A 13,960-nucleotide genomic window follows, 5' to 3' on the forward strand; every position below is an offset into this window, starting at 1 on the left:
AAATATCATATCATGGTGCAAAAACAGTTATCTGTTGCGGTAGGTATCATTCGCAATGCGGAGCAACGGTTTTTTATTGCTCGTCGTCCTGTTGGCGTTCATATGGCGGGGATGTGGGAGTTTCCTGGCGGAAAAGTAGAAGAGGGCGAAACGCCTGAACAAGCATTAATTCGCGAGCTGCGCGAAGAGACCGGGATTGAAGCTGAGAGACCAACGTTTCTGAACAAAAAGACGTTTTCTACGTCAGAGCGCATTATTACGCTGCACTTTTTTCTGGTGGAAAGCTGGCAGGGCGAACCCTATGGCCGTGAAGGGCAATCATCCCGCTGGTTGAACGTGGATGAACTGAAGGAAGACGAATTCCCGCCTGCGAATGCGGAAATGATCCGCTGGTTGAAATCGAACTAACGACGCTTGTAATAACGCCCTTTTTAATAACGCGCCGTGTAAAAACGCACATGAAGCCATTATCTGAAAAGCCTGCGTCATATCTATGATCCGCTTTACCAGATTCAGATACCGTTTTAGCTGCGTGCGGTATCTGAATATCGGCAGACGCTTTTGGTTGAAGGCGGCACAGCATCAGTGCTGCGGGTCGTCGCTCCAGTCTTCACTGTCTGAAATGATATCATCGCTGGGAATACGCTTCTCTTCATCGGCCCATTCGCCGAGGTCAATGAGCTGGCAGCGCTTACTGCAAAATGGTCGATAAACGCTTTTTGCATTCCACACCACCGACTTTTTACATGTCGGACATTGCACCGTTATTATCTCATTATCCATTTACTTTCTCCTGACCAGTTCCCTTATAACATGTTGATTCTAATCCTGACATTTTCTTCATCACCGCGTTAACAACAGGCTAAATCGAAAGCTAAACGAGAGGGAATTTGACCGTTTTCACTGTCCAGAGCGAGAAAACGAATGGCATAACGCGTTTTATGACCGGATATCTGCGGGTAAAGCTGGTGCGCCAGTTCGATACGTAAGCGTAACAGGTCCGCGTCGGACGCGTTATCCTGAAAGAAGCCATTCAGGCTGGTTTGTTGGCGGAAGGTACCGGAGTGGCGAATCAGTTCCAGTATCATATCCAGTGATTTCTTTAACGGCGTTAATGAGGCTAACCAGCCTGACACCAACTGCTCACGCTGCTCCTGTGGCTGATGAAGCCAGATGTGCAGCGTTGGTAAATCGAAGCTGCAACATCCCCCCGGAATATTCAGCCGCTGGCGAACCATGCTGATCAGACGGTCTTCACGCAGAATTTGCCCCATCCGTGGCGCCGCCATCAGTACCGCAGACTGATCTTTTAACTGGCGTCGCAGGGCGTGAATACGATCCATATCGACGCCTGGCACATCGCTCCACTGCAATAATTTTTGCTGCTGGCGTTCCAGTTCTTTTAATAATTCGGTACGAACATCCCCGCGTTCCAATACGTCCATCAGGTCTGAAATGGAACGAAAGAACGTCAGGGCGCTTCCCATATCGGTTAGGGCATGATTTTGATGTAGTTGTTGCAACAACGATTCGATTCGTAACCAGGTACGCGTCTTTTCGTTAAGAGGATATTCAAACAAAATGGTTGAGGAAGCGTCACTCATTCTTAGTAATCCTGTCAGTAGCAGAAGCAGCCAGCTCAAGGTAATGGCGGTGCAGTTCGGCAACGCGTGGGGCGAGTTGTTTCTGACTGCTATTATTATCGATAATATCATCGGCATAAGCCAGGCGTTGCTCTCGGGTCGCCTGCGCCGCCAGTATGTTTTCTGCCTGTTGTCGGCTGGATCCATCTCGTGCCAGCGTGCGTTCGAGCTGTGTATCCCGGCTGACGTCTACTACCAGAACACGCTGAACACGTTGTTGCAAGCCGTTCTCTATCAGCAATGGTATCACCCAAAGTAGATACGGTCCGGTTGATGTCTGAAACTGTCGCTGTGTTTCTGCATGAATCAATGGGTGCAGCAGATTGTTCAGCCATCGTTTTTCTTCCGAAGAAGAAAAAATTCGTTGACGTAATGCTGAGCGATTGAGGGAGCCGTCAGCATTGAGGATGCTGTCGCCAAATCGGTGTCTGATCGCTTCCAGCGCAGGCGTGCCGGGTTCAACCATCTGACGCGCAATAATATCTGCGTCAATGATGGTTACCCCTAATTTTGCAAACTCATTGGCAACCGTGCTTTTCCCGCTGCCGATACCACCGGTTAAGGCTACGATATAGGTCATATGCCGATTTTTAAAGTTAATGGATAAATTTATCTGATTTTATCCCAAACAGGGAAGTTTTGCGCGTGGAATAAAACGGCGGAAAAATGGATGGATGCCAGTGTGGCCGCGGCTTCCGGCGGCGTTTAAATCAATACGCCGCCTCGCCGCTATACCCGTCATACTTCAGGTTGCCTGTGCGTTGGCTCTGTTACTCGGCCCATCCATGGACCTCGCCCCGTTGGGCTGCCGGCAGCGCGGCATAGTGAACGTTGTGGCTTAGCCCCGCTTACTCCAGGCTCACCACCACTACCGATTTCGCAGGGATTTTCAACGACAGCACCGAGCCGTTAATCTTGCCGTCTTGATAGGTTACCGGATGAATAGCTTCAGGCTGGCCGGGAATGTTGTGCGCATCCATTACCGTGCTGGTCAGTATTTCGCCGGAAACAGACTTCGCTTTAAGCGTTCCCAGATTGATGGACAGGTCATAGCCTTCGCGCAGATTCATGTTGGCGACGCCTATATATATCTTGCCGTCCTTCGCCCTGGCGGCGGAAACGTTGAAGGCCGGGAACGATTTGCCGCCGGAAGTCAGCTGCGGCGCCTTAACATCAAGCGGGATAGCAGTAGAATCCTGGAACGGCACATACATCTTGAAGGCATAATAGGTCGGCGTCAGCGCGATCTTGTCGCCTTCTGTCAGAATCATCGCCTGCAATACATTGATGGCCTGAGCGATGTTGGTCATCCGCACGCGCTCGGCATATTTATGAAAAATATTGAAGTTGGCGGCAGCCAGGATGCCGTCGCGCAGGGTGTTCTGCTGGAACAGATGACCCGCATAGGTGCCGGGCTCAACGTTATACCAGGTGCCCCATTCGTCAACGAACAGGCCGATTCGTTTTTGCGGATCGTTCTTATCCATGACGGCAATATGCTGCTGCAGCACATCGTCCATACGTAAGGTTTGCTGGAAAATCGCGTTCCACTGCTCTTCAGGGAACCCCGTCGCGCTGGCCTGATTACGGTTTACCCATTCACCCGTCAGCACCGTGTAAAAATGCAAAGAGATTGCATCCATATGAAACGCGGCGTTTTTCATAACCACGTCAGTCCAGTGGGTGTCGTCGTTATTCGCGCCGGAAGCGACGCGCAACGCGGTATTGTCATTGCCTTCATGGAAATTGAGGCCGTCTTTATGGAAAAAAGATCCCCAGCGGCGCAGTTCATTGGAATAATACTCCGGCGTCATATTGCCGCCGCAGCCCCAGCTTTCATTGCCGATGCCGATAAAAGGCACCTTAAACGGTTCGTCGCGGCCATTGGCGCGGCGCTCGTTGGCCAGACTGTCCTGCTCCTTCGACGTTAAATATTCGATCCATTCACGCATTTCCGTCGGCGTGGATGACGCGACATTGACCGAAAGATAGGCATCCGCGCCGATCTGTTCGGCAAAATCGAAAAACTCATGGGTGCCGAAGGCATTGTTTTCCAGACCGCCTCCCCACCAGTTATTCTTGCGCACCGGGCGTTTATCGCGCGGCCCTATGCCGTCGCGCCAGTGATATTCGTCAGCGAAACATCCGCCCGGCCAGCGCACGACCGGCACCTTGATCGCTTTGAGGGCTGAGACCACATCGTTTCTGATGCCGCGTGTGTTAGGAATGGATGAATCAGGGCCGACCCAGATGCCATCGTAAATGCCGCGCCCCAGATGCTCGGAAAACTGGCCATAGATATAGCGCGATATCTGAGGGCCGGATTGTTCGGCTTTCAGTGTCGCTTCGATGCGGTTTTCTGCGACTGCTGCCGACATCATTCCCATTAATCCCACCATTAATACCGAGAGCTTCATCTTTCTCATATTCATCCCGCCAATAATATTCAAGTTAAAAAAAAACCTGAGTGAGCCTCTTGCGAGAACCCACTCAGGTTTTGCCTGGTCGATGACCAGTGACAATCCGGTGTTATATCGGGGAGAAATATTATAGAGATTAACCGGATGGTAATATAGCGTACGTCACATTTCCGCCCTCGCCATCCTTAATAGCCGCGTTTCAGCCGTCGTATATTGCGCAGCGCGTCACTTCGGCGGCTGGGTGTTGGTTTGGGTTTGTGGCCGGCGATTACAAGCCGTGATGATGGCCCGGGGACATTCATCGGCGTCACTTAAAAAAGTAAATTCGCACTCTTGTCGCAGGATTATTACCGCGTATGATAGCGTCACTGGATATGGCACTAATTTCGCCGATCACAATTTTTGCGAACCATCGCCACTAACCAGGAATTCGAACCTCATGCGTATTGAAGAAGATTTAAAGTTGGGCTTTAAAGACGTTCTTATCCGCCCTAAACGCTCTACCCTCAAAAGCCGTTCTGACGTTGAACTAGAACGTCAGTTCACCTTTCTCCACGCCGGGGAAGACTGGTCCGGGGTGCCGATTATTGCCGCCAACATGGATACGGTGGGTACATTCCGTATGGCAGAGACGCTGGCATCGTTTGATGTATTGACCGCCGTTCACAAACATTACTCGCTGGAGCAATGGACGCAGTTTGTACAACGTTCATCGGCAGCTGTCCTGCGTCATGTCATGGTATCGACGGGGACGTCCGATGCGGATTTTGTCAGGTTAAAGCAAATTGTCGCGTTGTCAGCGGAGCTGAAATTTATTTGTATCGATGTGGCGAATGGTTATTCCGAGCACTTTGTTACTTTCCTGCAAAAAGCGCGTGAAGCTTTTCCGGATAAGGTGATTTGTGCGGGTAACGTCGTGACGGGGGAAATGGTTGAAGAACTGATCCTCTCCGGTGCGGATATTGTGAAAGTCGGTATTGGACCTGGTTCGGTTTGTACTACCCGGGTCAAAACCGGGGTTGGCTATCCGCAATTGTCCGCGGTGATTGAATGTGCTGATGCCGCACACGGATTGGGTGGACAAATCGTCAGTGACGGTGGTTGTTCTGCGCCGGGAGACGTTGCCAAAGCCTTTGGCGGCGGTGCGGATTTCGTCATGCTGGGAGGCATGTTGGCCGGGCATGATGAATGTGAAGGCACGATTGTCGAGGAAAATGGCGAAAAAATGATGCTGTTTTATGGCATGAGTTCGGCTTCGGCGATGGAGAGACACGTAGGCGGCGTTGCCGAATACCGTGCAGCGGAAGGTAAAACCGTTAAATTACCTCTTCGCGGTCCGGTGGATAATACCGTGCGCGACATCCTGGGGGGATTACGTTCAGCCTGCACGTATGTCGGCGCATCACGCCTGAAAGAGTTGACCAAACGCACGACGTTTATCCGTGTTGCTGAACAGGAAAACCGTGTTTTCAACGGGTAATGGCCGTTCCTTTTGATGGTATTGGCTGGATCAACCTCCAGCCAATACATTGCCTAACTGAAAAATAGGCAGATACATGCCTACCACGATTGCTCCGACCATACCTCCCACCACCATCATCAATATGGGCTCCAGCGTTTGAGTGAGGTTTTCGGCCTGCTGCTCTGTCTTTCTTTCATACCACTGTGCTAACTGTGCAAATAGCGTATCTAATGCCCCCGTCTCCTCGCCGACGCTAATCAGTTGCTGGCAGGGCGCGGGAAACAGCATGATGAATTGCCGGGTTGCGTGATGCAGGGTAATGCCCTGATGAATCTGCTCTTGTATTTGCCGTACGGCTGATTGGTAGAGAGGATGATGGATCGTGGCGGCGGCATCCAGTCCGGCAGGTAAGGTCAACCCTGCATATTGGGTCATGGCCAATATGTTGAATATCTGATTCAGACATTTCCCTCGAATCAGGCCTGATATCACCGGTATTTTAAGTAAACACGCCTGCTCTCTTTCCCGCCATGCCTGCCTGCTGTTTCGCAGGCCGATATAAACCATCAATAAGGCCGCGAATAGGAGTAATGCCGCTAAACCGTAATGGATTCCCCAGCTTGCCAGGCGCATCAACTGTTGGGTAAACCAGGGAAGCGGGGTATCAAATGAAGCGTATAGGTTGGCGAACTCCGGTAATACCAGAGTCAACATCATGGTGCTGACCAGCAACGCGACAGCCAATACGAAGCAAGGGTAGCGCAGTGCTTTAATGACTTTGCGTTGCAGATGGCATTGTTTTTCCTGTTGGCGCGCCAGTTGCAGACAGCATTCATCGAGTTTCCCGGTGAGCTCGCCGACGGCGATCAAGGAACGATAGACGACGGGAAAGATGTGCGGGTAGTCAGCGAGCGTTTCAGATAGCGCTTTCCCCTGCGCAACCTGGATACCGATGTCTTTGAGAACACAGCGCCAGCCGGGACGTTCATGCTGTTCTGCGAGCAGTTTCAGCGCGTCCAATAAAGGGAGTCCCGCCTGTAGCAGTGTCGCCAACTGTTTGATCAACTCACCAAGATGCTCATTTTTCCAATAACGCGGCGATAGATATTGTCCGGTTTTGAGAGACAAGGGCTGATAGCCCTGCGCAATGAGGCGGATATAAGCCTGATGCCGATGGAAATCAATTATTTCGCCATGCGCGAACTCTCCTTCCGGCGTAATCGCCTGCCAGTGATATAAGCGCTCCTGCTTCATACGGTTTCTGCCTTACCCGCAATATTGTCGCCAACGACACGATACACTTCGGCTATCGACGTTATTCCTTCATTAACCAGCGATAATCCAGTCACAAACAGTGTAGGAAAGCCTGCATTACGCGAGAGTGCGGCTAACTGACGATCGCTGGCGTTGCTGACCAGCGCCTGCTGGAGTGCCGGTGTCACAACCAGTAGTTCATGTATGGCGATGCGGCCGTAATAGCCGGAAAAGCAGTGGCTACAACCTTGCGCTTGCCAATGATTCAAGGGGCCATGCCATATTTCGTCAGGAAAATGGCGCAGGGGTTCGCTCTGGGTTTTACAGTGCGGACATAAACGGCGGACCAACCGTTGTGCTATGACCAACTTCAGTGCTGTGGCAAGCAGGTAGCCGGGAATACCTAGGTGACTCAATCGGCTCAGCGTTTCTATTGCGGAGTTGGTATGCAGCGTGGACATGACCAGATGCCCGGTTTGCGCTGCTTTGACGGCTATTTCTGCGGTTTCGGCATCGCGGATTTCGCCAATCATGATCACGTCCGGGTCCTGACGTAACAGGGCGCGTAATATCCGACTGAAATCGAGATCGGCTTTCGGGTTGACCGCCGTCTGGTTAATACCGGGCAGGGGGATCTCAATGGGGTCTTCAACGCTGCATATATTACGGCTGACATCATTCAGCCACCGGATGGCGCTATAGAGCGTCACGGTTTTTCCGCTGCCTGTCGGTCCGGTAACCAGAATCATTCCCTGAGGGGCGCTCAGTATCTGGATAAACTGCGCCAGCGCGTTTTCGGACATCCCCAGCTTGCCGAGTATCAACTCCTGCTGATGGGTTTGTAAAATGCGCAGCACCACTTTTTCCCCCTGCTGTACCGGAAGTGTTGCAATGCGTAATGAGTAGGTTTGCTGATCCAGTACCAGACTGAATTGCCCATCCTGCGGTAAACGGCGTTCAGCGATATTCAGTTTGCCCATGATTTTCAGCCGTGCGGTCAATCGCGCTGTCAGTTCCGCGGGTGGCGCGGCTATTTCCTGTAACACCCCATCAATGCGCAACCGGAGCCGGTAGTAGGTCAGCAAAGGCTCAAAATGAATGTCTGAGGCCCGGCGCTGAATGGCCAGCCGCAACGTCTGATCAATAAACTGAACGACAGGAGGATCGTCGTCGCTGGTGGGGCTATCCGGTTGGGTGGGAGACGCTGTCGCGGGCTTTTCAATGATATTTGCCGGATTAAGCCGCTGCTCCATTTTTGCCTGCGGCCATTGCTCGACTAATATCCGGCGGTTACCGGCAAAACGCAGGGCGGCGATCATCTCTGCTGAGGGGGAAGCACTGACCGCAACGGAAATCGTTTGTTCGTCCAGTCCCACTAGCAGGGCATGATAACGGCGGCACAGTAGCTGCAATTCGTCCATCAGATGCTTGGCGTCGGTCATCGTCAGCCTGCCGTATTGTCAAAGCGGAAAACATCCTGACACGCGGATTGCAAGCTTTCGGCCTTACCGTCCGTGGCGCAGTTTTTTGTCCAGCGTGATGTGCTGGTCGCCGAGTCCCATACGGGGGTCAAAACGACGCGCAGTCCTTGCAATGTTGATTGCCCTGTCAGAGTGATCGTGCCCTGATTCACGGTCACTTCACTGATATAGCGTGAGGTTCTGCTGCCGGGAATGCCCTGATTGCCTGAGTTGCAGGTAGAAAAGGCCGTATTTTCCAGACCGCACAAATCGATAGCCGTCTTATAGGACGCCATGGTTTGCAGCATGTCGGTCATGGCGGCTTTCTGTAGATAGCCCTGATAAGCCGGAACGCCAATGGCGCTGAGTATGGCGACAATCGCAATAACGACCATCAATTCAACCAGCGTAAACCCCTGTTGTTGCTCCATTTCTGATTTCCCTGTTGTTGTCGGTAACGGCAGGATAAAAAACCGGCGCAAGGATGGCGATAAGTCAGGGGCCAAACGGGAAGGTGTTATGGAAAAGATTTTTGGATTTGCTGTTTATTGAAGGATTATTGCGGGTCGCTACGCAATCTGTGCCACGTAGTGGCGGCCCGTAGGGTGGTGTGGTGGGCAGAGATTGCCCACCGGAGGGCTTAGAGGAAACGCATGGATAAGTCCAATGCCCGAATGTGTTTGGTCAGCGCGCCTACAGAAATATAGTCCACGCCGGTTTCGGCGTAACCGCGTAATGTCTCGATGGTGACATTACCCGAGATTTCCAGAAGCGCCCGCCCTTGTGCGATCGTGACCGCTTCACGGATCTTTTCCAGACTGAAATTATCTAACATGATGATGTCTGCGCCGGCATCCAGCGCTTGTTGCAGTTCATCAAGCGACTCGACCTCGACTTCTACCGGCACATCGCGACGCAACAACCGCGCTTTTTCCACCGCCTGTCGGATTGAGCCAGCCGCAATGATATGGTTTTCCTTGATCAGGAATGCGTCAGCGAGCCCTAAGCGATGATTGCTACCGCCCCCGCATGAAACGGCGTATTTCAGGGCCGTCCGCAGGCCCGGTATGGTTTTACGGGTATCAAGCAGACGGGTGCGGGTGCCTTGTAATAAAGATACGTAATGGCTGACTTCGGTGGCGACGCCGGAAAGGGTTTGCAGGAAGTTCAGGGCGGTACGTTCCCCGGTCAACAGCTGTTTTGCCGGCCCCGTTATTTCACACAGCATTTGGTTGGGCGTGATGGCTTCACCGTCGGCAACATGCCAGGTAATGGTAGTGGTATCGCCAAGCTGAGAAAAGACTTCCTCAAGCCAGCGTTTGCCACAGAACACTCCGGCCTCACGGGTGATAATGCGGGCGTGCGCCGAAGCCTCATTCGAGAGTAAATGCGCGGTAATGTCCTGACTGGCATCAACGATGCCACCTAAATCTTCACTCAAGGCCAGATTAACGCTGGCGGGAATATCACGCTCAATACGCGCGAGCAGGTCGGCCTGACGCTGTTCCTGACTGTAACGACGAGTTGGCATCACAAAAACTCCGAAAGGGGATTCGGGGCAATATGCTACCCTGTTTGCAGGCTGACATCCAGAATGAATAATCTTTGTAATTCAGCTGGTTATTTGTTTTTAATCATTATTCATAAAAGGGGAACGAACTTAACGGCACTGGTGAAATCCTGGGCGCGTGTGTTCTGTCGTGGGGCGAAGCCTCTTTATGAAACGCTTCGCGCCCATTTTGTATTGAACTGATTGAAAGTATTAGAAATTATAGCCTACGACCAGATAATAGCCCCAGCCGGTAGATTTCACTTAGCGAGCGTTGGCATGCTGTAAGACAACGCGATTAAAGCCCCTGCGGTGAGTGTTTTTTTCATGTCAATTACCATGTCGTGTCAGCATCACGCTGTGATGTGGAATATTTTTAAATAAGTTTTTGTAATATCTAAGAAAACAGGAGATGGCTCCTGCGGGGTATTTTAAATAAAAATTGATGTGATGCACGAAATCTAGATCACACATTCATATAATTGCATTATTAATGTGATCAATATCACGTTATTGTGGGCGTGATTGTACCGATGTTATTTCTGCGAATGTTTTTGAACAGGGAATTAACCATTCGGGGGCGTGTTGAAGCCCTGAGGGAGAATAGAAAAATCTTTTTGTATCCAGCTGGTTAGCTATGGTATTGAGAAACATGGTACTCTGTTGGCAAATTATTTGTTACGAATCACAGCAACTCACCGCACCTTATTTAGCCCGGCAAACGACATAATGCGAGGTTACCGCCGATGCTTTTGGAAAATGGCTGGTTATCTGAGATAAAACACATACCTTCACCCCATTTTGATAGCCGTCCGGAAGAAGAAGCACCTTCACTGCTGGTGATCCACAATATCAGCCTGCCACCGGGTGAATTCGGTGGGCCTTATATTGATCAGTTATTTACCGCGACGCTCGATCCTGCCGCACACCCCTATTTTGCGGATATCAGCCATTTGCGTGTTTCGGCACATTGCCTGATTCGCCGGGATGGGGAAGTGATTCAGTATGTTTCTTTTGACCAGCGGGCGTGGCATGCGGGCGTTTCCTGTTTTGCAGGCCGTGAGCGGTGTAACGATTTTTCGATCGGGATCGAGCTGGAAGGAACGGATACGCTACCTTTTACTACTGAACAATATCATCAGCTGGCGGCGATAACACGGCTATTGCTCGACGTTTACCCTATTACACCGTCAAGGATCACCGGACACAGCCATATCGCGCCAGGACGTAAAACCGATCCTGGTCCTGCCTTTGATTGGGACCAATATCATCGCCTGATTCAGGAAGGCCGGAGAGAAAACGAAGGGAGTATAAAACGATGACGCTGTTTACATTGTTGCTGGTATTGACGTGGGAGCGTTTGTTCAAACAAGGTGAACATTGGCAGATCGATCATCGTCTTGAAGTGGTGTTTCGCCGTTTGCCTTCTCCTTCTTTATTTCAGACCCTGTTTCTGACGCTTTGCTGTATGGGGGCGGTGGCCGTATTACTATGGCTGGTAAGTGACGTGCTATTCGGCCTTGTTCTGCTATTGCTGTGGGTGGTCATCAGCCTGATGTGCATTGGCGCCGGCGAGATTCGTCAGCATTATCGTCATTATCTCCAGTCAGCGCAGCGTGGTGAAAAAGATGCCAGTCAGGCGTTGGCGGCGGAGCTGGCTTTAATCCACGGGTTGCCGGTGGGGACGGGGGAAAACGAGCGCCTGAAGGAATTACAGAACGCGTTGTTATGGATTAACTTCCGGTTCTATCTGGCGCCGCTCTTCTGGTTTACGGTGGCCGGGCCTTACGGTCCGGTAGCATTGGCGGGATATGCTTTTTTACGCGCCAGACAAACGTGGCTGGCTCGCCATCATACGCCGTTGGCGCGCGCGCAGTCCGGCGTCGATTCGCTGCTGCACTGGCTTGACTGGATTCCGGTACGTCTGGCCGGCGTGGCGTATGCCTTGCTGGGCCATGGTGAGAAAGCCCTGCCGGCCTGGTTTTCCTCGCTGTGCGACACCCGTAATTCGCAATACTGGGTGTTAACCCAACTGGCGCAGTTTTCTCTGGCGCGTGAGCCGCACATTGATCCGGTGGAAACACCGAAAGCGGCCGTGACATTGGCCAAAAAAGTGACGATGGTGCTGGTGGTTGTGGTGGCGCTTTTGACCATTTATGGCGCGCTGGTCTGAGTCCCGGCTGGTTGTCAGGTATAGGATATAAAATGAAAAATGGCCGATATTATCGGCCATTTGCGTATCAGTCGGATGGAACCTTAACGGCCCTGATTCTTCTGTTTAAAGAAGTAACCGAGACTCAGAATAATCAGCCACACCGGGATCAGCAGCACTGAAATCCGGATGCCCGGCGTCAGATACATAATGACCAGAATGCCGGCCAGGAAGAGCAGGCAGATATAGTTGCCCAGCGGATAAATCAGCGCTTTAAATTTGGTGACGATCCCTTCTTTATCTTTCTGCTCCCGGAATTTCAGGTGCGCCAGACTGATCATCGCCCAGTTGATCATCAGAGCGGAAACCACCAGCGCCATCAGTAATTCAAAGGCCTTGCCTGGAATCAGGTAGTTGATCAGCACACACAGCGCGGTCGCCAGCGCCGACACGCCGATCGCCACGACAGGTACGCCGCGGGCGTCAACCGTTTGCAACACTTTCGGGCCGTTCCCCTGTTTTGCCAGACCGAACAGCATGCGGCTATTACAGTAAACACAACTGTTGTAAACCGATAACGCCGCAGTCAGTACCACGATGTTCAGCACCGTAGCCACTACGTTACTGTTCAGTTCGTGGAAGATTAAGACAAAGGGGCTACCGCCTTCGACCACTTTACCCCACGGATAGAGTGACAGCAGGATAGCCAGAGAACCGATATAAAAGATCAGAATACGGTAGATGACCTGATTGGTGGCGCGCGGAATGCTTTTTTCCGGATTATCGGCTTCGGCCGCGGTAATCCCGACCAGCTCCAGCCCGCCAAACGAGAACATGATGACGGCCATCGCCATGACCAGCCCGGAAATGCCGTTCGGGAAAAATCCGCCCTGCGCCCAGAGGTTGGTAACCGTCGCTTCCGGGCCGCCGGAACCGCTAATTAATAACCAGCCTCCGAAGACGATCATGCCGATAATGGCTGCGACTTTGATAATGGCAAACCAAAACTCCATTTCGCCATAAACTTTGACGTTTGCCAGATTGATCGCGTTAATGAGCAGGAAAAAAACGGCGGCGGAGACCCAGGTTGGGATATCAGGCCACCAATATTGTACGTAAATACCGACGGCGCTCAGTTCGGCCATGGCGACCAGAACATACAAAATCCAGTAGTTCCAGCCAGAGGCGAATCCTGCAAAATTTCCCCAGTATTTATACGCAAAGTGGCTAAAAGAACCGGCTACCGGCTCTTCTACCACCATTTCACCAAGCTGACGCATGATGAGAAAGGCAATCACCCCACCAATTGTGTAGCCTAAAAGTACCGACGGTCCAGCCATTTTGATGGTTTGAGCAATACCAAGAAACAATCCGGTACCTACCGCACCACCTAAGGCAATCAACTGGATATGACGGTTTTTTAAGCCACGCTTTAGCGCGCCGTCCTGTTGTTGATCATCCATCAAATTTAATCCTCTGCCATTACGAGCAAATAAAAACTGACGCACTATACCCGCCATATTTCAGGTTGCAGGCGCGTTGTTCAAAATAACAACGTTTTGTCCTGCCTCTCGAAAAAAACGCATAGCGTTGACTCCCGTAGAGGGGCAGGATGGCCCGCCCTGAATCTATTGGGTATAAGCACAGCCCGTATTAACTCTTTTACGTTTGTGTAATTTTATTTTTACGGTGAAATGCAGGTTAATATCCTGAGGCACCTACCGTTTGTCAGAGAATAGTGATAAGCACACAAAATTGCACTGATTTCTTGCTCAGCAATAGATAAAAATCATCGCTACGCCAGGGTTCTGTTCATCGGTGTCGCTCATCGCGTTTTGAAAATGTTTTCATGTCTGATTCATCGATTACCTCTTGATGGTTATTCTCTATTACCAGAGGGGAACAAAGCGTGTGCAAAAGAAGCGATCAAGGCGGTTTGCTGCAAAACAAAATTGAATTAATATTCATTAAATTTGTATTTATATTCAATATTATTGTGCTTTAAACGGTTCAGCCATGC

Annotated in this window: 13 protein-coding genes; 4 read left to right on the plus strand and 9 right to left on the minus strand. The window is 51.2% G+C overall.

The genetic code is table 11. The features are described from left to right. Window positions 1-12 precede the first annotated feature (12 nt). Window positions 13-408: an 8-oxo-dGTP diphosphatase MutT gene (gene mutT / locus B4923_RS00965; protein WP_109052481.1), complete on the plus strand. Its 396-nt coding sequence runs from the start codon at window positions 13-15 to the stop codon at window positions 406-408. Between the two features lie 174 nt (window positions 409-582). Here the strand turns inward: mutT and yacG are convergent, their stop codons facing one another. The 4 genes from yacG to B4923_RS00985 all read right to left on the minus strand — a co-directional run bounded on the left by yacG (window position 583) and on the right by B4923_RS00985 (window position 4,069). Next, a complete protein-coding gene (gene yacG / locus B4923_RS00970; RefSeq protein ID WP_109052482.1) occupies window positions 583-783 on the minus strand; it encodes a DNA gyrase inhibitor YacG in 201 nt (66 codons plus the stop codon). A 68-nt stretch (window positions 784-851) separates the two neighbouring features. Further along, a complete protein-coding gene (gene zapD, locus B4923_RS00975; RefSeq protein ID WP_109052483.1) occupies window positions 852-1,604 on the minus strand; it encodes a cell division protein ZapD in 753 nt (250 codons plus the stop codon). Further along, window positions 1,597-2,223, minus strand: coding sequence for a dephospho-CoA kinase (coaE, locus tag B4923_RS00980; protein WP_109052484.1), 627 nt, complete (start codon window positions 2,221-2,223; stop codon window positions 1,597-1,599). The genes zapD and coaE overlap by 8 nt, the downstream gene beginning before the upstream one ends. A 268-nt stretch (window positions 2,224-2,491) precedes the next feature. Next, window positions 2,492-4,069 (minus strand): alpha-N-arabinofuranosidase, encoded by a 1,578-nt coding sequence (locus B4923_RS00985; RefSeq protein ID WP_109052675.1) that lies wholly within the window; start codon window positions 4,067-4,069, stop codon window positions 2,492-2,494. Between the two features lie 433 nt (window positions 4,070-4,502). On the opposite strand from B4923_RS00985, the gene B4923_RS00990 reads away from it, so the two are divergent. Further along, on the plus strand, window positions 4,503-5,543 hold the full coding sequence (locus tag B4923_RS00990; RefSeq protein ID WP_109052485.1) for a GMP reductase: 1,041 nt from the start codon (window positions 4,503-4,505) through the stop codon (window positions 5,541-5,543). Window positions 5,544-5,573: 30 nt separating this feature from the next. On the opposite strand, the gene hofC is transcribed toward B4923_RS00990, so the two are convergent. The 4 genes from hofC to nadC all read right to left on the minus strand — a co-directional run bounded on the left by hofC (window position 5,574) and on the right by nadC (window position 9,770). Further along, window positions 5,574-6,779: a protein transport protein HofC gene (gene hofC / locus B4923_RS00995; RefSeq protein ID WP_109052486.1), complete on the minus strand. Its 1,206-nt coding sequence runs from the start codon at window positions 6,777-6,779 to the stop codon at window positions 5,574-5,576. Further along, window positions 6,776-8,221, minus strand: coding sequence for a type II secretion system protein GspE (gene gspE / locus B4923_RS01000; RefSeq protein WP_109052487.1), 1,446 nt, complete (start codon window positions 8,219-8,221; stop codon window positions 6,776-6,778). Before gspE ends, hofC begins: the two co-directional genes overlap by 4 nt. 2 nt (window positions 8,222-8,223) lie before the next feature. Next, window positions 8,224-8,670, minus strand: coding sequence for a prepilin peptidase-dependent pilin (gene ppdD / locus B4923_RS01005; protein WP_109052488.1), 447 nt, complete (start codon window positions 8,668-8,670; stop codon window positions 8,224-8,226). Between the two features lie 209 nt (window positions 8,671-8,879). Further along, window positions 8,880-9,770 (minus strand): carboxylating nicotinate-nucleotide diphosphorylase, encoded by an 891-nt coding sequence (gene nadC / locus B4923_RS01010; RefSeq protein ID WP_109052489.1) that lies wholly within the window; start codon window positions 9,768-9,770, stop codon window positions 8,880-8,882. A 764-nt stretch (window positions 9,771-10,534) separates the two neighbouring features. On the opposite strand from nadC, the gene ampD reads away from it, so the two are divergent. Both ampD and ampE read left to right on the plus strand, forming a co-directional pair. Beyond that, window positions 10,535-11,110 carry a 1,6-anhydro-N-acetylmuramyl-L-alanine amidase AmpD gene (gene ampD / locus B4923_RS01015; RefSeq protein ID WP_109052490.1) on the plus strand — a complete coding sequence of 192 codons (576 nt, stop codon included), beginning with the start codon at window positions 10,535-10,537 and terminating at the stop codon, window positions 11,108-11,110. Continuing rightward, window positions 11,107-11,961 carry a beta-lactamase regulator AmpE gene (gene ampE / locus B4923_RS01020; protein ID WP_109052491.1) on the plus strand — a complete coding sequence of 285 codons (855 nt, stop codon included), beginning with the start codon at window positions 11,107-11,109 and terminating at the stop codon, window positions 11,959-11,961. Before ampD ends, ampE begins: the two co-directional genes overlap by 4 nt. A gap of 83 nt (window positions 11,962-12,044) precedes the next feature. Here ampE and B4923_RS01025 read toward each other — a convergent pair whose 3' ends face one another. Then, a complete protein-coding gene (locus B4923_RS01025; protein WP_109052492.1) occupies window positions 12,045-13,403 on the minus strand; it encodes an amino acid permease in 1,359 nt (452 codons plus the stop codon). Window positions 13,404-13,960 lie beyond the last annotated feature (557 nt).

Source organism: Brenneria roseae subsp. americana (assembly GCF_003115815.1).
Classification (GTDB): Bacteria; Pseudomonadota; Gammaproteobacteria; order Enterobacterales; family Enterobacteriaceae; genus Brenneria; species Brenneria roseae.

What these genes read in the sequence shown, in the direction of transcription:
- mutT (WP_109052481.1), top strand. Translation starts at nt 13, where the DNA reads ATGGTGCAAAAACAGTTATCTGTTGCGGTAGGTATCATTCGCAATGCG.
- yacG (WP_109052482.1), bottom strand. Translation starts at nt 783, where the DNA reads ATGGATAATGAGATAATAACGGTGCAATGTCCGACATGTAAAAAGTCG.
- zapD (WP_109052483.1), bottom strand. Translation starts at nt 1,604, where the DNA reads ATGAGTGACGCTTCCTCAACCATTTTGTTTGAATATCCTCTTAACGAA.
- coaE (WP_109052484.1), bottom strand. Translation starts at nt 2,223, where the DNA reads ATGACCTATATCGTAGCCTTAACCGGTGGTATCGGCAGCGGGAAAAGC.
- B4923_RS00985 (WP_109052675.1), bottom strand. Translation starts at nt 4,069, where the DNA reads ATGAGAAAGATGAAGCTCTCGGTATTAATGGTGGGATTAATGGGAATG.
- B4923_RS00990 (WP_109052485.1), top strand. Translation starts at nt 4,503, where the DNA reads ATGCGTATTGAAGAAGATTTAAAGTTGGGCTTTAAAGACGTTCTTATC.
- hofC (WP_109052486.1), bottom strand. Translation starts at nt 6,779, where the DNA reads ATGAAGCAGGAGCGCTTATATCACTGGCAGGCGATTACGCCGGAAGGA.
- gspE (WP_109052487.1), bottom strand. Translation starts at nt 8,221, where the DNA reads ATGACCGACGCCAAGCATCTGATGGACGAATTGCAGCTACTGTGCCGC.
- ppdD (WP_109052488.1), bottom strand. Translation starts at nt 8,670, where the DNA reads ATGGAGCAACAACAGGGGTTTACGCTGGTTGAATTGATGGTCGTTATT.
- nadC (WP_109052489.1), bottom strand. Translation starts at nt 9,770, where the DNA reads ATGCCAACTCGTCGTTACAGTCAGGAACAGCGTCAGGCCGACCTGCTC.
- ampD (WP_109052490.1), top strand. Translation starts at nt 10,535, where the DNA reads ATGCTTTTGGAAAATGGCTGGTTATCTGAGATAAAACACATACCTTCA.
- ampE (WP_109052491.1), top strand. Translation starts at nt 11,107, where the DNA reads ATGACGCTGTTTACATTGTTGCTGGTATTGACGTGGGAGCGTTTGTTC.
- B4923_RS01025 (WP_109052492.1), bottom strand. Translation starts at nt 13,403, where the DNA reads ATGGATGATCAACAACAGGACGGCGCGCTAAAGCGTGGCTTAAAAAAC.